The following is a 17,646-nucleotide window of genomic DNA, read 5'->3' as shown; positions in this document are numbered from 1 at the left end:
TGTAATCTATGTTTTACGAGTTTGTCATTCAGGTACGGAATGTAGCAAATTATGTGCTTGATAATGGTCTTACCTGATCTTAAATGACAGAGGTAATGAGATGTGTTTGGCATAAAAAAAGCGCCTGAAAGGCGCTTTTTTAACAGTGTTATTTTACTTCTTTACCAGCAGCTTGCTGATCTGCATGGTAACTTGAGCGAACGAAAGGACCACATGCCGCGTGTGTAAAACCAATGTTATCTGCATATTCTTTTAATGCATCAAACTCCACCGGCGGCACATAGCGTTTAACTGGTAAGTGGTGTTTAGATGGTTGTAAGTATTGACCGACCGTTAACATATCAACGTTATGCGCGCGCAAGTCTCTAAGTACTTCTTCGATTTCTGACATTTCTTCACCCAGACCAACCATCAAGCCTGATTTGGTCTTAACATTAGGGTGAGCCTCTTTGAAGCGGCGTAATAACTCTAATGACCACTTATAGTCGGCGCCAGGACGTGCCAGTTTATATAAACGTGGCGCTGTTTCTAGGTTGTGGTTAAATACATCCGGTGGTGTCTCGGTTAATATCTCGAGTGCACGTTCCATTCGACCACGAAAATCAGGCACTAAAATCTCTATTGTGATATCTGGGTTATGTTTACGAATGGCTGTTATACAGTCGGCAAAGTGTTGCGCACCGCCATCTCGTAAATCATCTCTATCTACTGAAGTAATGACCACGTAGCTTAACTTCATATCTTTAATCGTCAGTGCTAGCTTTTCTGGTTCTTCAGCATCGGGCTTCAGTGGACGGCCGTGGGCAACGTCACAAAATGGGCAGCGTCGGGTACAAATTGCCCCTAAGATCATGAATGTGGCAGTACCATGGTTAAAGCATTCAGATAGGTTTGGACAAGATGCCTCTTCACATACTGAATGTAAACCATGCTTACGCATGGCTTGTTTAATACCATCAATGCGCTCACTTGATTTTGGTAAACGGATCTTCAACCAATCAGGTTTGCGTAGCATTTCTTGTCGTTCAGTGGGGAGTACTTTTACGGGGATCAATGCCATTTTTTCAGCATCGCGAAGCTTTACCCCAGGCTCCATTTTTACTGGTTTACTCATTCGTTTTCAAACCCTTGTGTGTGCTCTACAACTTCAGCATTAAGTCGCTTTAGCATGTGTTTGACGAGCCCATTGCCTACTTTTTCCATAGAGGCTGGGCCATTTAATTCGCTTGTTTGCACCATATTCATGCCGGCATAGCCGCACGGATTAATTCTTAAAAATGGCGACATGTCCATATCGACATTGAGTGCTAAGCCATGAAAAGAGCAACCTCGTCGAACTCTCAGTCCTAAAGAGGCAATTTTGCTATTATCAACATATACGCCTGGTGCATCGGCTTTTGCGTATGCTGTGATGTTATGTTCTGCCAAAAAGTCTATGATGCACTGTTCTAACCAGGTGACCAATTCACGAACACCGATTTTCAAACGACGCAAGTTGAACAGGACATACATCATTTGCTGCCCAGGGCCATGATAGGTCACTTGACCACCTCGATCGACTTTGATCACGGGAATATCACCAGGGGCAAGTAAATGCTCATCTTTTCCTGCTTGGCCTTGGGTAAAGACACTCTCATGCTCAACCAGCCAGATTTCGTCAGCACTGCTGTCATCACGCTGATCGGTATATGCTTGCATTTTTTGCCAAATAGGTTCATAGCTACGTCGGCCAAGTTGGCGCACGATCACTTTATGCTGACTCATAGTCGATATGTCCATTAAAGTACGTAACGTACGTCTTCTAACGAGCCAATTTCAGTATAGATTTGTTCAATATGCTCTTTTGATGTCACTGTGGCCACCACAGTAATAGACTCATAGGTGCCTTTACTGCTGGGCTTCACTTTTGGTGCATAATCACCAGGTGCGATTGCTTGCAGTTTGGTTAATACTTGGTCCGTAAGGTTCACGTTTGCAACACCCATAATTTTAAAGGTGAACGGGCATGGGAATTCTAAGTATTCATCAAACTTAGTATTTTTTACTGGCTTTACCACAACGGTGTCCTCACTACTGGAACTATCTTGCTAGCTTGCAAGTTCAACAAATCGGTTTATGGTTACTAACCGAAAATAATGGCGGCATTCTACCATTTTTACGGCAAAAAAAAACGCCTCACATTGGAGGCGTTCATTTCTGATTTTTGGATTATTGCGCGATCTGTAAACGTAGATAGTCGTAAATCTTCGAGAAAAAGCTTCCTTCACCAACTTCTTCAAGTGTTACAAGTGGATATTGTGCGATTTCTTCGCCTTCCAGTTGTAAAAATAAAGTGCCTACCTTAGTGCCTTTGGCTAGGGGAGCTTCAAGCGTTTTATCTAGCTCAAAGTTTGCTTTAAGATTTTTGCGTTGTCCACGTGGAATGGTAATAGGCGTATCTTGTAAAATACCGAGTGACACCGTTTCTTTGTTACCCATCCAAATACGTTGATCTACAAAGCTATCACCGGCTTTGTAAGGCGTGATTGTTTCAAAAAATCTAAAGCCATAATTGAGTAACTTTTTGCTTTCAACCTTACGCGCACGCTCACTGGCAGTACCCATAACAACAGCAATCAGACGCATGTCGTCTTTTGTTGCTGATGTGACTAGGCTATAACCCGCTTCTGAGGTGTGGCCTGTTTTAATTCCGTCAACATCTAGGCTTGCGTCCCATAGCAGTGTGTTGCGGTTATATTGCTTTATACCATTGAAGGTAAAAGACTTTTCTTTATACAGCTCATACTCATCAGGCACGTCACGAATTAGTGCCGCGCCAAGTGTTGCCATATCTCGAGGTGTGGTGTAGTGCTCGTCTGTATCCAAGCCATGGCTGTTGATAAAGTGGGTGTTGCTCATGCCCAGTTTTTCTGCGTGAGCATTCATGAGATCTGCAAACGCACTCTCGCTACCAGCTATGTGCTCAGCCATAGCAACGCAAGCGTCATTACCCGATTGGATAATAATACCGCGGTTTAAATCATCAACACTTACTTGCTTACCTACTTCAATAAACATTTTTGATGATTCTGGAAAGTTCTTTGCCCACGCTTTCTCACTAATTGTGACCATATCACTAGGAGAAATATTACCTGCGTTTATTTCGGTACCAATGACGTAGCTGGTCATCATTTTAGTTAAGCTAGCTGGGGCAAGTTTGGTATCAGCTTCACCTTCAGCAATGACTTTGCCAGTCGTAAAATCAACTAAAAAATAACCTTTGGCGTTTACTTGAGGAGGAGAGGGCAGAATTTGCGCGTTGGCTGCAAAAATAGAAGCAGAACACACAAGGCCGCAAATTTGAGTAATAATTTTTGATTTTAATAAAGTCATTATGCTCGCAATTTCATGTTTGGTTAGTCAGCGTCACCGCAATATTCTAAAGTTGTTGTTCACTATAAAGCAAGAAGGCTTGAGTAAATTCACCTTTTCGTAAGCTATTTAAGACCGATTGTGCGTGTTTGTCACCTTGCATAGGCCCTAAACGCAACTTGTATAGTCCATTTTCTAAAGTGATGACGTTATCAAGGGTCATCTTTTGTTTTAATGAGTTAGCTATCTCTTGAATTTTATCTAATTGGCTGCCTGCAGCTACTTGAATGTAAGTTAAGCGGGGCGCTTGGCGTTCAAGGGTAATGGCTTCAACCTTAACATTGGCTGTACCATTGAGGTGGTATCCCAATTTGTATGCTGCGGCGTAAGAGAGGTCGATCAATCTGTCATCGTGAAAAGGACCTCGGTCATTAACACGTACAATGGCGCTTTTGCCGTTATCTAGATTCGTAACCTTGACAAAACTAGGCAATGGCAAGGTTTTATGAGCCGCGGTCATATCAAACATGTTAAATATTTCACCGTTAGAGGTGTGATAGCCATGAAACTTTCTGCCGTACCAAGAGGCGATACCTTGCTCTGTATAGCCTTGCTCATCAGACATAGGGGTATACTTTCTTCCTAACACCACATAAGGGCGTCCTGCCGCGACACTTTTGGCCTCATTCGTGATCACCGCATCTTGCATTTCAAGCTCGGTCGGGGCCCGAAGAGGGGCTTTGTCATGTTTGATGTGATAACGGCTACTACAAGCGCTAATTAGTGTTATCAAAAGAAAACACAAACTGATTTTTATTTGCGCTTTGTTCATGATTTCAATAGCATCCTCTTATCTGTTGCGATAGCCATAATAATGCCAAATCCCGCCATCAAGGTCACCATCGATGTACCGCCATAACTGATGAGCGGTAAAGGAACACCCACTACGGGCAGTAATCCAGAAACCATTCCAATATTGACAAAAACATAGACAAAAAAGGTTAAGGTCAGCGCTCCGGCTAGCAGTTTGCTAAATGCGTCTTGCGCGTTTACTGCAATATATAAACCGCGCCCGATGATAAATAAGTAAACACTTAACAGCATTACTACGCCAAATAAACCGAACTCTTCACTTAGCACAGAAAAAATGAAATCGGTGTGCCGTTCGGGAAGAAACTCAAGTTGGGATTGGGTGCCTTGCAGAAAACCTTTACCTTCCACTCCTCCGGAGCCAATAGCGATTTTTGACTGAATAATATGATAGCCTGAGCCGAGCGGGTCGCTTTCAGGGTTTAAAAAGGTAAGTACGCGCTGTTTTTGATAGGCATGCATACCATAATGCCAAAATGCGAGGCCTGCTGGGCCTGCGAGCAGCGCAAACATACCAATAAGCTTCCAACTTAAGCCACAGAGAAAAAGCACGAAAATGCCTGAACTTGCGATCAAAATTGATGTGCCCAAATCTGGTTGCTCTTTAATTAATATCGTTGGTATTAAAACAATCGTAAAGCCAACAATCAAATTCCAAATTGAAGGTGGAAGGCGGTGTTGGCCAATATACCATGCAACCATCATAGGTACGGCGATTTTCATGATCTCTGAGGGTTGAAAACGCGTAATACCTAAGTCGAGCCAGCGTTGGGCGCCTTTACTGCTAACACCAACAAAGAGTACGGCAACCAACATACCCAAGCCAACTAGGTACATCGGAATTACAATGCGTTTTAAGGTACTAGGGGAGAGTTGCGCCATAAACAACATAGCGATGATAGCGCCCGCCATACGGGTGCTGTGACGGATCATCATTCCCATATCTTGGCCACTGGCACTATATACAACCGTTAAACTACCTAACATCATTAGCGTCAATGCTAATAACAATGGCCAATCTAAGTGGACTTTTTGCCAAATGGTACGTTTATTGTGCAACGGGGTCATGGCGTCTCCGTGTCTAGCGGGTAGGCAGAGAAGTAGTAATCCATTATTTGCCTAGCAATAGGAGCGGCGATTGCACCGCCACCTGCTTTTTGGTTCTCAACCACAATCGCTACTACGATTCGTGGGTCGTCAAAAGGGGCAAAGCCTGTATATACCGCGTTATCTCGATGACGTTCCTTCATATTTTTTGCATCATATTCTTGGTCTTGAGCAATACTCACGACTTGTGCGGTCCCTGTTTTACCTGCTGGGTCATAGGTTGCGCCCTTAAAAGCTCTACGCGCGGTTCCTCGAAGTACGGTATTGTGCATCGCATCTAATGCAATTTTCCAATGATGAGGGTTTTTAAGCGTGACTGGCGGTTTTTCTTCTGTAAATAGCTGCGTAACGGCTTCTTCTTGTTTGGCTACTTGCACTAAATGGGGCTGGCGGTGTGCGCCTCTATTTACCAAAATACTCACTGAATTTGCAATTTGAATTGGCGTTGCGGTCCAGTAACCCTGACCAATACCGACAGAGATGGTATCACCTGGCCACCAGTTTTCTCTAAATCGTGCGCGTTTCCACTCTACCGTTGGTAATATGGCGGTTGTCTCTTCATGAATATCAATACCGGATAAATCACCAAAGCCAAATTGGTCCATAAAGTTAGCAATTTTGCTAATCCCTAGTTTATAGGCGATTCGGTAAAAGTAGGTGTCGCAAGACTCTTCAATTGCGGTATATACATCGACAAGGCCATGGCCCCAACTGACGTGATCTCGCCACCTGTGATCGACATTGGGAATTTGGAAAAAGCCTGGGTCTTTAATTTTTGTCTCTTCGGTGACGATGCCCTCTTCTAGCCCTAGAATTGCTAAGTGTGGTTTTATTGTTGAAGCTGGCGGGTAACGGCCTTGTGTCACTCGATTAATCAATGGTCTATCTTCATTTAACAGTTTTTTGTAGTCCTGCGAGCTAATGCCGTGTACGAATAAGTTTGGGTCATAACTGGGGTTCGAATAGAGCGCGAGTATGCCGCCATCTTTAGGATCGATCGCAATAACGGCTCCTCGTGTATCTTTAAGAGCATGCTGAGCAATTTGTTGCAATCCAATGTCTAAAGTGAGGACTAAATCTTGGCCGGGAGTTGGGGGTTCAACACTCAATGTGCGAAGTACTCTGCCACGGTTGTTTACTTCAACACGCTGCGACCCAACTGTTCCGTGTAGTTGTTGTTCGTAGTACTTTTCTATGCCTAATTTACCAATATCATGTGTCGCGCGATAGTTAGTAGCACGATTTTGTCGCTCCAGCTCATCAAGTTCCTGTTGATTTAATTTCGCCACATACCCTAAAGCATGAGTAAGTGTGTCACCGTATGGATAATAGCGAGATAAGCGAGCTTCGATGCTAAACCCAGGAAATTTGTGTTGATTGACTGAAAAAGTGGCAACCTCTGTTTCATTAAGACGGGATTTTAATACCTGACTTTTGAAGCGCCGATTGTGCCGTATGTCTTCTTTAAAATCAGCAATTTGTTGCTCTGATATGGGAAGCAATTTACTGAGCTCTTGTAGGCTTTTATCTAGGTTATCAACGTCTTCCGGAACGACTTCCAAATTATAAACAGGCCGATTCTCAGCCAGTAATACCCCATTTCGGTCGTAGATCAGTCCACGGTTTGGGGCAACAGGGATCACCTTGATACGGTTATCATTAGAGCGTGTTTTGTAGGTATCAAAGTCCACAACTTGCAAGTTGTATACATTTAATATCAAAAGACCGATAAGAGAAACAACAAAAACAAAGCCAATGAAAGCGCGACGGGCAAATAAATTTGCTTCGGCGGAGTGGTCGCGGATCGTTGGCCTTGTTTTTATCATTGTAAAATAACTATTCTCTGTGGTAAGGATGATTGTTGTTTAGGCTCCAGCCACGGTAGAGGCTCTCTGCAACAATAATACGTACTAGTGGGTGAGGTAGTGTTAAATTCGATAAAGACCACTTTTGCTCTGAGGCAGCAATACATTCAGGTGCTAACCCCTCTGGGCCACCAATTAATAAACTGATATCGCGGCCATCTAATTGCCACTTTTGCATATTATTGGCTAATTGGTGCGTATCCCACGGTTTTCCGGTTACTTCTAAAGTCACTACGCGGTTTCCCTTGGGAATTGCAGCTAACGTTTTTTCGCCTTCAATTTGTAAAATCCTTTTTATATCAGCATTTTTACCGCGTTTGCCTGCGGGGATTTCAATGAGTTCTAACGGCATATCCTTTGGAAATCGGCGTTGATACTCTTTGAAACCAGTTTCGACCCAAGCTGGCATTTTGGTTCCAACAGCAACTAGTTGAATTTTCAAACCTTAGCCCCAAAGCTTTTCTAGGTCGTATAGATCGCGAGTTTGATCTTGCATAACGTGTACTACCACATCACCTAAATCTACTAACACCCACTCACCAACATCTTGTCCTTCTTGACCCAGTGGTTCTTCACCAGCATGGCGTGCCTCTTTTGCAACATGCTCTGCAATTGACTGGACATGACGCTTAGAGTTACCAGAGCAAATCACCAAGTAATCGGTTACTGAAGATACATCACGCACGTCAAGTTTCACTACATCGCGGGCCTTCATATCGTCAACTTTGTCCAAAGCAAAGTCTAAAAGTTGTTCAGAATTCAAGTTTGTATCTCTTCACTAAATAAAATAATCGGCGATTCTAACACAGCGCTAAGGCTTATTCAGCATACAGGTGATTTTCATCAATGTAGTCTCTGACTTCATTATCGAGCAAATGTTCAGTATTTTCTCTATTTTTTATGCGCTTACGGATATCACTAGAGGCTGCATCAAAGGTATCGCCAGCCAAAAAGTAACATAATCCTCCTTGTTTTTGTGCCAGTAAATCACGTTCAGAGGTGCGCGCCTGTGCTAAGTACTGTGCTATCTGCGGTGTGCTTGCTAACGTCTCTCCTGGTCGTTGATAGACAACGATATGGCAAAGCTGAATAATATCCTGCCACTGATACCAACTAGGCAAACTGTTAAACGAATCCATTCCCATCAGAAAGAGCAATGGGGTATGTGGAGCCGCTGCTCGGCACTCTTGTAAGCTTAATAGCGAATAAGATGGGCCTTGCCTAAGCAACTCTCTATGGTCGATGGAAAATTTGGCGTTATGCCTTGTCGCAAGCGTGAGCATTGCGAGACGATGAGAGTCTGTTATTCCTGGCTGTGCTTTGTGAACGGGCATTGCGCAAGGCAAAAAATTAAGTTTGTCTAAGTTGAGTTCATTAACACACTGCTCAGCCATATTGATATGGCCAAGGTGAGTCGGGTCAAAAGTTCCACCAAATAATGCAATCATATCTTTAACTTGAACGCTGGTATGGGAGATCGAACATCACAGGTTGGCAAAAAGAGAGGGCAATATGTGCTAATGCTTGATAAGGCGCGACAATATTGGCTCTTTTATAGCTAACGTCAAACTGAGCTAATAGCTGTATAATACGTTCCAGTTGCACTAGCGTCAGCCTATCTATGGCTTGTGTTGTGGCCGCTTGTTGGTTTTTCCAAACGCCATGTTGTTTGAACAGTTGCGTTATATTTTGGCCTTCTTGCAACCCTCGCTTCAAGCTCAATAAAGTTTGTGCCTCTTTATTTAAAGTCCACACTACACTGGCGGGCTCGACATTATCATCAGCAAGTTTGAGTATGATTTTGACTATCTGCTTTGCATTGCCTAACAACAACGCATTATTTAAGTCAAAGATATCGAACTTTGACTGATTAAGCAGACCCGTAAGTACTTGAGTCTGATCAATGAGTTCTGACTTATATAACAAGGATAGCTTTTCAAGCTCTTGGAACGTTGCGAGTAAGTTCCCTTCAGTTGCATTGAGTAAACTACGCTTGGCATCGTTGGCCAAATTTAACTTGAGAGACTTACATTGCTCATCCAACCAGCGGGTTAAATGCGCGCCGGATAGGGAATAGCAAGGTACAAATATACCCAGCTTATCAAGTGCTTTAAACCAAGCACTGCGTTGTATATCTTGCCCTGCTTTTGCGCCTTTTAAAATGAATACAACGTCAGGGTTCGGATGTTCAGTAAGTGTTTTAAACACTTGACTGCCTTGAGTTCCCGGCTTTTGCTGGTTTAAATCAAATTCAATCAGCGTGCGGGCACTAAAGAGTGACATACTGTTGTATTGTGCGATTAATTCTTGCCAATCAAAACCGGGTAGCAAAGTAAATTTAATTACTTCATCAAAGCCTTGCCTTTTTGCTGTTTGTTTTATTTGTTGTATGCAGTTGTTCTCTTGAAAAGGCTCTTCGCCAAAGACCATATAAAATGGCGCTAGAGATTGGCGTAATTGGTTACTCAGTTGGTTGGCGTAATAGCGCATTACAGTTGTGATAACTCTCTAACAATACGCTCACTGGCGAGTTGGCGAAGCTCGTTTAGTAGTAACTCAAGCTCTTTCGCTTTTGCAAGGGCGTTGTCGGGATCGTCTTGATAGTTACGGTATAACTCAAAGCGTTGCTCTACAGGGTCTTGATTTGGGCGAGTTAAACGGTACGACACACTGTATGAGAGCTGATACTGTGCCACCTGCCCATTTTTAAATAAGCTTAATGTTTGTCTTTCTAATGCATCTCGAAACAGGTGCAGCTTCGTTACAGATTTATCGTTCTTATCTTGGTCGACCAAGGTGACCTTGGCTTGTCGTAAGTCGTTACTCAACAGTGCATACAATTGGGCACGCGTATCATCACCAGTTAACTGTAAAGTCCGCATTTCTACAGGCAAATAGGAGGCTTTCTTTAAATGAAAGCCACAGCTAGATAACAAAACACAGACCAGCACAAGTGCTAGTCTGTGTTTGATAAGAGCACTCATGCGCATCTTAGTTTGCAACCACATTAAGTAGTTTGCCAGGCACATAAATCACTTTACGAATGGTTTTGTCGTCAGTGAATTTAGTCACGTTTTCATCAGCAAACGCCAGCGCTTCTACTTGTTCTTGGTTGGCATCGGCTGCGACCGTTAACTTGGCACGAAGCTTACCGTTAACTTGAACGATAATGAGCTTCTCGTCTTCGACTAGAGCGGCCTCATCAACTGTTGGCCATGCGGCATCAAGAATGTCAGTTTGGTTACCCAGCTGAGTCCACAGCTCATGACACATATGCGGCGTAATTGGCGCAAGCATGATGACGATTGCGTTAAGCGCCTCATTGGCAAGTGCAATGTCTTGCTCATCAGTTAGCGGTGCTTTAGCTAGCTTGTTAGATAGCTCCATGATAGCGGCAATTGCGGTATTGAACGTTTGGCGACGTGATAAATCGTCCGTTACTTTAGCAATCGTTTTGTGAATTTCACGACGTAGTGCTTTTTGATTGCTATTTAGCGCAGCAACATTTAGCTCAGCTTTACCTGCAGTGTTAACATCTACGGCATATTTCCAAACACGTTTTAAGAAGCGGTGTGCGCCCTCTACGCCAGAGTCTGACCATTCAAGTGTTTGCTCTGGTGGAGCAGTGAACATCATGAACAAACGCACGGTGTCGGCACCGTACTGCTTGATAACTGTTTGTGGGTCGATACCGTTGTTCTTTGACTTAGACATCTTACTCATGCCTGATGAGAATACCGGCTGACCGTCTTCTTTGTGCCATGCTTTAGTGACACGGCCTTTGTCGTCTGTTTCTGTCTGTACATCGGTTGGTGAGATCCAAATATCACCACCTTTTTCATCTTTACGGTAGAAGGTCTCAGCTAACACCATGCCTTGACATAACAAACGTTCAAACGGCTCATCTGAATTCACTAACCCAAAGTCACGTAATAACTTGTGGAAGAAACGCGAGTACAATAAGTGCAAAATAGCGTGCTCAATTCCGCCAATGTATTGGTTTACTGGCAGCCAATAGTTTGCAGCGCCAGGCTCTAACATGCCTTCATCGTAACGAGGGCTACAATAGCGCGCGTAATACCAAGATGATTCCATGAAGGTGTCGAAAGTGTCTGTTTCATGAAACGCAGGTTGACCATTTACCGTGGTTTTTGCCCACTGCGGATCTGCTTTAATCGGCGACGTTACGCCATTCATCACCACATCTTCAGGAAGACGTACTGGCAGCATATCTTCTGTTGCAGCAAGCTCTTGACCATTTTCGTCGCTGAGCATTGGGATTGGTGAGCCCCAGTAGCGTTGACGGCTTACACCCCAGTCGCGTAAGCGGAAGTTTACTTTACGCTTACCAGCGTTTTGCGCTTCTAGTTTGTCAGCGATAGCATTAAATGCGGCTTCAAAGTTAAGGCCATCGAACTCACCAGAGTTGATTAACACGCCTTTTTCTGTGAAAGCTTCTTTGCTTAAATCAGCGATCAGCTCAGAGCCTGCTTCTGGAGCGATAACTTGCTTAATCTCAAGGCCATAAGCGGTTGCAAATTCAAAGTCACGTTGGTCATGCCCTGGTACTGCCATTACGGCACCTGAGCCGTAATCCATCAATACAAAGTTGGCTATCCAGATAGGTACTTCTTTACCCGTTAACGGGTGAATAGCAGTTAAACCCGTTGCAATGCCTTTTTTCTCCATGGTTGCCATGTCAGCTTCTGCAACCTTGGTGTTTTTGCACTCTTCAACGAATCTTGCAATGGCGTCACTTTTCTTAGCCGCTTCTTGGGCAATAGGGTGACCTGCAGCAATACCGACGTAAGTTACACCCATAAAGGTATCAGGGCGCGTAGTGTAAACCGTGAAGGTTTCGCCGTTATCAGCACGTTTAAAGTCAATTTCTAAACCTTCAGAGCGGCCAATCCAGTTGCGCTGCATGGTTTTAACTTGCTCTGGCCAATCGTCTAACTTGTCTAAATCATCAAGTAGCTCTTGTGCGTAGTCAGTGATTTTAATAAACCACTGTGGAATTTCTTTTTGCTCTACAATCGCACCTGAACGCCAACCACGGCCGTCGATTACCTGCTCGTTGGCAAGGACGGTTTGGTCAACAGGGTCCCAGTTAACGGTAGACATTTTTTTGTACACTAAGCCTTTTTCGTAAAGCTTAGTGAAGAACCACTGTTCCCACTTGTAGTATTCAGGATGACAGGTGGCAATTTCACGATCCCAATCGTAACCAAAGCCAAGTTGCTTTAGTTGGTTACGCATGTAATCAATGTTTTCGTAGGTCCATTTTGCTGGCGCTGTATTGTTTTTAATCGCCGCGTTTTCAGCTGGAAGACCGAACGCATCCCAGCCCATAGGCTGCATTACGTTTTTGCCTTGTAAGCGCTGGAAGCGTGATACTACATCACCAATGGTGTAGTTACGAACGTGACCCATGTGCAGACGACCACTTGGATATGGGAACATTGAGAGACAGTAATACTTCTCTTTGCTCTCGTCTTCGACGACTTTAAATGTCTTGTTCTCTTCCCAATATTGTTGGACTTTTGACTCAATGTCTTGCGGGTTATATTGCTCTTGCATCTACGTTTCCAGACTTCTTGCAAATTGATAGAAAATTGCCCGATAGCATACCCCAAAAAAGCACCGATTCACAGTGGCTACAGCGCATTTTTAAGTATTTGCACTGAGCTTAAAGTCACACTGTGTATCCCATAAGCTATAGTTAAGATGATACGGCAAAGATGGAGTAAGACATGTCAGGTTATAAAGCGTGGTTAACACAATTCATTGATTGGGTTAAAGATGTAAAAGAGCATGAAGTAGATGACTTGGTAGAGAAGTTTATAGAGCACCAGCAAGCTTTAAAAGACTTTTCTCAGGAGAAGCTGCAGACATACCAGCATTACTTGAGCCGTGACTTGGCGCACCTTAAAAAGCACAAAAAAGATTATGATGACCTAGCATGGGAAGAGCTTAAAGCGTCAATCTGGTATGAGTTGGCGCAACTTGAAGATAGAACGCAGTTAGAGTGGCAAGCGCTAGTGCAAGATTTTAATCACAAAGGTACCTACAAGAGCGGAGAATGGATAGCAATGGGGCAATTAGTATGTAAGAATTGCTCCAATAAATCGGATGTGTTTTACGCCAGTGAAATTATGCCCTGCTCAGAGTGCGGGCATGATGAGTTTATACGTAAAGCATTGTCCCCATAAAACCTAGCTTGATTGTAGTTAGCGTTTAGAAATAAGAAGTTAGGAATGACCAAAAAAATATCACCACTATCGACTGACGCGTTAGCACCGTCAGTTTCTGTCACTCATGTGCAATCTTGTATGCACAACCCTTACCCAGAAACGCTTCCCTTTATTGGCCAACAGCGTGCCCAAAGTGCATTAGATTTTGCGTTGGGGATGGAGCTGCCAGGTTACAATGTATTTGTTATGGGAGAGGCGGCACTGGGTCGTTTTACCATGGTAAAAGACAAGCTCGAATCTCATAGTAAAACACGACAAACGCCAAAAGAGTGGTTATACGTAAACAATTACGATGATCACCGTGAGCCTATCGCGATGTTTATGCAAGCGGGCCAAAGTAAAGAGCTGGCTGATGATATTGATGAGTTTTTGGATGAAGTGGCAGATACATTTCCTGCTGCGTTTGACAACCCTGGTTATCAACGTAAAAAGAAATCCATCGACCGAGATTTTGACAACAAATATAACGCGGCACTCACTGCAGTAGAGCAGTTGGCAGCCGAGAAAAGTGTTGCCTTGCTTGAAGAAAGCAACCTTGTTGGGTTCGCGCCCGTCGTGGATGGTAAGCAGCTTGATGATAATGAATTTGCAGCGCTTGATGAGCACTTGCAAGCACATTTTATTAATGCGATTGAGCAGTTAGAAGACGCGTTAATTGAAGCGTTACTTGAGCTTCCAAGGTGGAAACGCGAGTCATCAGAAAAACTGCGCAATCTTAAAAAATCAACTGTTGAAATGGCTACTAAGCCCCTGTTGCGTACTTTAGAGCATAAGTATGCGAGCCATATTGGGGTGGTGCGTTACTTAAAAGATTTGCGTACAGAAATTGTTGATGCTGTGCTTGAGTGGCTAGATGATGACGCCAACAGCGATGAAGGTAAAGATGACTTTGACGCAAAAGGGATGCTCAATGATTTCTTTGCACCCAATATTTTAGTGGAATACAAAGATGGTGACCCTGCACCTGTGGTGTATGAGCCTAACCCAACTTTTGGCAATATATTTGGTAAAGTTGAATACGCTACATCGCAAGGGACATTGATCACCAGTTACCGCTCGATTCAAGCCGGCGCTTTGCATCGAGCAAATGGTGGCTATTTAATCATGGATGCTGAGAAGGTGCTGGCGAACCCACAAGTGTGGGACGGGCTGAAGCTATCGTTAAAAACCCACCAAATTAAGAATGATTTACCTTACCAAGACAACTCGGTGGGTAGTAGCTTTACATTGAAACCGCAACTTATCCCCTTAGACGTAAAAATTATTTTATTGGGATCACGTGACCTTTATTACACCATTGGTGAGTATGATGAAGAATTTGCAGAGTTATTTAGGGTACTGGCAGATTTTGATTATTATTTGCCAAGCTCAGATAAAATGCAGTATCAGTTCATTACTAAAGTACAAAACTACGCTAACAACACATTAAACTGTACGTTAAGTGCACAAGCTTTTGTGCGTTTGCTCAAGTTTAGTTACCGCCAAGCAGAGCACCATACTAAGTTATCCGCACGTTTTGCTGATGTGTTGGAGTTAGTAGCTGAGGCTAGTTTTTATGCCAAACAAGATGATGTTACACAAATAGAAGCGGAACATATTGATGAGGCGGTTGCTGGCAAACAGTATCGTACCGGACAACTTAGCGAGAATATGCTCAGTGACATCCAAGAGGGCCACACACTGATAGCCACCCAAGGCAAAGCAGTTGGTAAAGTAAATGGCCTGACAGTGTTACACATTGGTGACACGGCATTTGGCACACCTGCACGCATAACGGCAACGGTGTATGCTGGGGCGGATGGGGTGATTGACGTTGAACGAGAAGCTGAGTTAGGTAAGTCAATTCACTCAAAAGGCGTCATGCTACTGACCGGTTATTTAGGTAATAAGTATGCACAAAATTTTGCCTTAACACTGAGTGCTAATATTGCAATCGAGCAAAGCTATGGTTACATCGATGGAGATAGTGCGTCTTTGGCGGAATTATGCGGACTTATATCAGCGATCACTCAACTTCCTATTAACCAATCGATAGCGTTAACGGGTTCCATTAACCAGCATGGTGAAGTGCAAGCCATTGGTGGGGTAAATGAGAAAATTGAAGGGTTCTTTAAGCTATGTAAAATGCGCGGTTTAACAGGAGAGCAAGGGGTGATCATTCCCAATTCAAACCGTGTAAACCTTGTTCTAGATGATGAAATTGTTGCGGCAGTGGCAACGGGCAAATTTAATATTTATGCCGTTGAAAGTGTTGATGAAGCGCTGACGTTATTAATGGACAAACCTGCGGGTAAACTAGAGCAAGGAGAGTACCCAGAGGGGAGTATTAACGCTTTGGCGCTTGCGCGTTTGGCGCATATTGCCAGTGTGGTTAATGGGGAAGATAAAGAAGACGACAAAGATAATGACAAAGAGAAAGGTGAGTAATGTCGACGACAAACATCATTTTATTGGTTGTAGTGCTGGTCATAGTAGGATTTGTTTACAAACAGTCTAAAACTCAAAAACAAACTGCACAGTTCAATCGTAAAGCCGCGCAGGAATTTTTAGCACAGAACGCCACAAAAGAAGGTATTCAAACGACGGCTTCAGGTTTGCAGTATGAAGTATTGCAAAGCGGTGGTGGAGAGGTTCACCCAACAGCAACCAGCAAAGTAAAAGTGCATTATCATGGTACGTTACTTGATGGCGCGGTATTTGATAGCTCGGTATTGCGTGATAGCCCGATTAGTTTTGGCTTAAACCAGGTGATCCCAGGTTGGACCGAGGGAGTGCAATTGATGAAAGAAGGCGATAAGTACCGCTTTTTCATTGGGCCTGATTTAGGTTATGGCGATAGAGCCGCAGGCAAAATTGAACCAGGATCGTTATTGATTTTTGAGGTTGAATTACTCGACATAGAGTCTTAGTAGCAATTGTTAGCCACCGTACACAAAATATGCCGAGTTATAAACTCGGCATATTTGTTTTATTCATTTTAATTAGCCAATCATTACACTTGGCATCGCCACTTCATTTAACACGATGGTTTGTGCGCGTTTAAAGAAGTTAAAGTCAGTCGCTGTAGCACTGGTGTATGCGCCCATCATGCGCGCAACAATCAAGTCGCCATTAACAAGCTTGGGTAGCATAATGTTTTCTGCGACGACATCAATGCTGTCGCAGGTTGGCCCAGCTAGCACGCTAGGATAACATTCAGCGCTTTGATTTATAGTGACAATTGGGTAGTCAGCTTCATCAAACATTAAGCCACTAAAAGAGCCATAAATGCCATCATCTAAGTAATACCAAGTTTTGCCATCCCGTTGTGCCTGGCCCATTACCGAGGAAATGCTCATCATGGCTGGTGCCACAATAAAGCGTCCAGGCTCTGCCAATACTTGCACTGTTTCTGGCAAAAGAGCCAGTGCTTCATTGATAGGTAAGCAAAACTCATCAATAGGAGTTACTTGCTTTGAGTAACTCACAGGGAAACCACCGCCAATATCTAGGGTACTAAGCGCGGGTAACCCAAGTGCGACCACATTCTCCATTACTTGCTTGCAAGCCAAAATAGCATCCACATATTTTTGCGGGCTGCTTGTTTGCGAGCCAACATGAAACGATAAACCTTTAATACGAATACCGAGCTGCTGCGCTTGAGTAATGATCTCAATGGCCATAGCAGGGCTACAACCAAACTTTTTCGATAAGTCAGCAAATGCATCTGCGTTACGAAAGCTTAAACGCACCAACAGTTCAACTTGATCTTTGTAGGCAATAAACTTGTCTAATTCATTGAGGTTATCCACCACAAACACAGTGCAGCCGTAATCAAGCGCATCAAGAATATCTTTATCGCGCTTAATTGGGTGGGTGTGAATGGTTTTCTCTGCAGGCACACCTTGGCATGCGACCAAATCTACTTCACCGCTGGTGGCTAAATCAAAACTGGCACCTTCCGCTAGCAATGTGCGCACCACCGCTTCATGAGGAAGTGGCTTTAGCGCAAAGTGTAAAGTGACATTAGGTAAAGCACTTGCCAGTTCACGGTATTGTTGGCGAACGACATCACAGTCTAGTAAAAGTAATGGCGCACCAAATTGCGCAACCGAAGTTTCAATTAGGTGAATTTGTTCAGCACTAAGAGCTGAAGATGAAAAAGCAGAAAAATCCAACGCCGAGTTAGCCATAAGAGCCTCCAAAAATAGAAACAAACT

The 17,646-nt window shown here is 43.6% G+C and carries 17 protein-coding genes; 3 read left to right on the top strand and 14 right to left on the bottom strand.

Translation table 11 applies throughout. The annotated features are described in order from the left end of the window. Positions 1-148 precede the first annotated feature (148 nt). The 13 genes from lipA to leuS form a co-directional block, all read right to left on the bottom strand. Positions 149-1,114 carry a lipoyl synthase gene (lipA, locus tag GDK41_RS12430; RefSeq protein WP_152086697.1) on the bottom strand — a complete coding sequence of 322 codons (966 nt, stop codon included), beginning with the start codon at positions 1,112-1,114 and terminating at the stop codon, positions 149-151. Next, positions 1,111-1,764 carry a lipoyl(octanoyl) transferase LipB gene (gene lipB, locus GDK41_RS12425; RefSeq protein WP_152086696.1) on the bottom strand — a complete coding sequence of 218 codons (654 nt, stop codon included), beginning with the start codon at positions 1,762-1,764 and terminating at the stop codon, positions 1,111-1,113. The genes lipA and lipB overlap by 4 nt, the downstream gene beginning before the upstream one ends. A gap of 14 nt (positions 1,765-1,778) precedes the next feature. Further along, entirely contained in the window at positions 1,779-2,057 is a 279-nt protein-coding gene (ybeD, locus tag GDK41_RS12420) for a DUF493 family protein YbeD (protein WP_070987446.1), read from the bottom strand. Positions 2,058-2,208: 151 nt separating this feature from the next. Continuing rightward, entirely contained in the window at positions 2,209-3,372 is a 1,164-nt protein-coding gene (locus tag GDK41_RS12415) for a serine hydrolase (protein ID WP_152086695.1), read from the bottom strand. Between the two features lie 46 nt (positions 3,373-3,418). After that, the gene (locus GDK41_RS12410; RefSeq protein WP_152086694.1) at positions 3,419-4,183 is read right to left on the bottom strand and encodes a septal ring lytic transglycosylase RlpA family protein; all 765 of its coding nucleotides are present in this window, start codon (positions 4,181-4,183) and stop codon (positions 3,419-3,421) included. Further along, positions 4,180-5,289 (bottom strand): rod shape-determining protein RodA, encoded by a 1,110-nt coding sequence (rodA, locus tag GDK41_RS12405; RefSeq protein WP_152086693.1) that lies wholly within the window; start codon positions 5,287-5,289, stop codon positions 4,180-4,182. The genes GDK41_RS12410 and rodA overlap by 4 nt, the downstream gene beginning before the upstream one ends. Further along, positions 5,286-7,154, bottom strand: a complete 1,869-nt coding sequence (mrdA, locus tag GDK41_RS12400) for a penicillin-binding protein 2 (protein ID WP_152086692.1) — start codon at positions 7,152-7,154, stop codon at positions 5,286-5,288. Before mrdA ends, rodA begins: the two co-directional genes overlap by 4 nt. A gap of 10 nt (positions 7,155-7,164) precedes the next feature. Next, entirely contained in the window at positions 7,165-7,635 is a 471-nt protein-coding gene (rlmH, locus tag GDK41_RS12395; protein WP_152086691.1) for a 23S rRNA (pseudouridine(1915)-N(3))-methyltransferase RlmH, read from the bottom strand. Between the two features lie 3 nt (positions 7,636-7,638). Then, positions 7,639-7,956 (bottom strand): ribosome silencing factor, encoded by a 318-nt coding sequence (gene rsfS / locus GDK41_RS12390; RefSeq protein ID WP_152086690.1) that lies wholly within the window; start codon positions 7,954-7,956, stop codon positions 7,639-7,641. A 55-nt stretch (positions 7,957-8,011) separates the two neighbouring features. Next, positions 8,012-8,641, bottom strand: a complete 630-nt coding sequence (nadD, locus tag GDK41_RS12385; RefSeq protein ID WP_152086689.1) for a nicotinate-nucleotide adenylyltransferase — start codon at positions 8,639-8,641, stop codon at positions 8,012-8,014. Positions 8,642-8,645: 4 nt separating this feature from the next. Further along, positions 8,646-9,683, bottom strand: a complete 1,038-nt coding sequence (gene holA / locus GDK41_RS12380) for a DNA polymerase III subunit delta (protein WP_152086688.1) — start codon at positions 9,681-9,683, stop codon at positions 8,646-8,648. Beyond that, entirely contained in the window at positions 9,683-10,177 is a 495-nt protein-coding gene (locus tag GDK41_RS12375) for an LPS-assembly lipoprotein LptE (RefSeq protein WP_152086687.1), read from the bottom strand. The genes holA and GDK41_RS12375 overlap by 1 nt, the downstream gene beginning before the upstream one ends. A 7-nt stretch (positions 10,178-10,184) precedes the next feature. Continuing rightward, the gene (leuS, locus tag GDK41_RS12370) at positions 10,185-12,773 is read right to left on the bottom strand and encodes a leucine--tRNA ligase (protein ID WP_152086686.1); all 2,589 of its coding nucleotides are present in this window, start codon (positions 12,771-12,773) and stop codon (positions 10,185-10,187) included. Between the two features lie 173 nt (positions 12,774-12,946). Here leuS and GDK41_RS12365 point away from each other — a divergent pair, with 173 nt between their 5' ends. From GDK41_RS12365 to GDK41_RS12355, 3 genes are read left to right on the top strand one after another with little or no spacing between them, the layout of a single operon-like run. Continuing rightward, positions 12,947-13,405 carry a zinc ribbon-containing protein gene (locus GDK41_RS12365; RefSeq protein ID WP_152086685.1) on the top strand — a complete coding sequence of 153 codons (459 nt, stop codon included), beginning with the start codon at positions 12,947-12,949 and terminating at the stop codon, positions 13,403-13,405. Between the two features lie 45 nt (positions 13,406-13,450). Continuing rightward, a complete protein-coding gene (locus GDK41_RS12360) occupies positions 13,451-15,874 on the top strand; it encodes a Lon protease family protein (RefSeq protein ID WP_152086684.1) in 2,424 nt (807 codons plus the stop codon). After that, the gene (locus GDK41_RS12355; RefSeq protein WP_152086683.1) at positions 15,874-16,356 is read left to right on the top strand and encodes an FKBP-type peptidyl-prolyl cis-trans isomerase; all 483 of its coding nucleotides are present in this window, start codon (positions 15,874-15,876) and stop codon (positions 16,354-16,356) included. Before GDK41_RS12360 ends, GDK41_RS12355 begins: the two co-directional genes overlap by 1 nt. Positions 16,357-16,428: 72 nt before the next feature. Here the strand turns inward: GDK41_RS12355 and GDK41_RS12350 are convergent, their stop codons facing one another. Beyond that, positions 16,429-17,619: a type III PLP-dependent enzyme gene (locus GDK41_RS12350; protein ID WP_152086682.1), complete on the bottom strand. Its 1,191-nt coding sequence runs from the start codon at positions 17,617-17,619 to the stop codon at positions 16,429-16,431. Positions 17,620-17,646 lie beyond the last annotated feature (27 nt).

It is taken from the genome of Pseudoalteromonas sp. A25, from assembly GCF_009176705.1.
Lineage (GTDB): Bacteria > Pseudomonadota > Gammaproteobacteria > Enterobacterales > Alteromonadaceae > Pseudoalteromonas.
Note: the sequence above shows the minus strand (reverse complement) of the source record. Positions and strands in the feature narration are given on the sequence as shown.

What these genes read in the sequence shown, in the direction of transcription:
- lipA (WP_152086697.1), bottom strand. Translation starts at nt 1,114, where the DNA reads ATGAGTAAACCAGTAAAAATGGAGCCTGGGGTAAAGCTTCGCGATGCT.
- lipB (WP_152086696.1), bottom strand. Translation starts at nt 1,764, where the DNA reads ATGAGTCAGCATAAAGTGATCGTGCGCCAACTTGGCCGACGTAGCTAT.
- GDK41_RS12415 (WP_152086695.1), bottom strand. Translation starts at nt 3,372, where the DNA reads ATGACTTTATTAAAATCAAAAATTATTACTCAAATTTGCGGCCTTGTG.
- GDK41_RS12410 (WP_152086694.1), bottom strand. Translation starts at nt 4,183, where the DNA reads ATGAACAAAGCGCAAATAAAAATCAGTTTGTGTTTTCTTTTGATAACA.
- rodA (WP_152086693.1), bottom strand. Translation starts at nt 5,289, where the DNA reads ATGACCCCGTTGCACAATAAACGTACCATTTGGCAAAAAGTCCACTTA.
- mrdA (WP_152086692.1), bottom strand. Translation starts at nt 7,154, where the DNA reads ATGATAAAAACAAGGCCAACGATCCGCGACCACTCCGCCGAAGCAAAT.
- nadD (WP_152086689.1), bottom strand. Translation starts at nt 8,641, where the DNA reads ATGATTGCATTATTTGGTGGAACTTTTGACCCGACTCACCTTGGCCAT.
- holA (WP_152086688.1), bottom strand. Translation starts at nt 9,683, where the DNA reads ATGCGCTATTACGCCAACCAACTGAGTAACCAATTACGCCAATCTCTA.
- GDK41_RS12375 (WP_152086687.1), bottom strand. Translation starts at nt 10,177, where the DNA reads ATGAGTGCTCTTATCAAACACAGACTAGCACTTGTGCTGGTCTGTGTT.
- leuS (WP_152086686.1), bottom strand. Translation starts at nt 12,773, where the DNA reads ATGCAAGAGCAATATAACCCGCAAGACATTGAGTCAAAAGTCCAACAA.
- GDK41_RS12365 (WP_152086685.1), top strand. Translation starts at nt 12,947, where the DNA reads ATGTCAGGTTATAAAGCGTGGTTAACACAATTCATTGATTGGGTTAAA.
- GDK41_RS12360 (WP_152086684.1), top strand. Translation starts at nt 13,451, where the DNA reads ATGACCAAAAAAATATCACCACTATCGACTGACGCGTTAGCACCGTCA.
- GDK41_RS12355 (WP_152086683.1), top strand. Translation starts at nt 15,874, where the DNA reads ATGTCGACGACAAACATCATTTTATTGGTTGTAGTGCTGGTCATAGTA.
- GDK41_RS12350 (WP_152086682.1), bottom strand. Translation starts at nt 17,619, where the DNA reads ATGGCTAACTCGGCGTTGGATTTTTCTGCTTTTTCATCTTCAGCTCTT.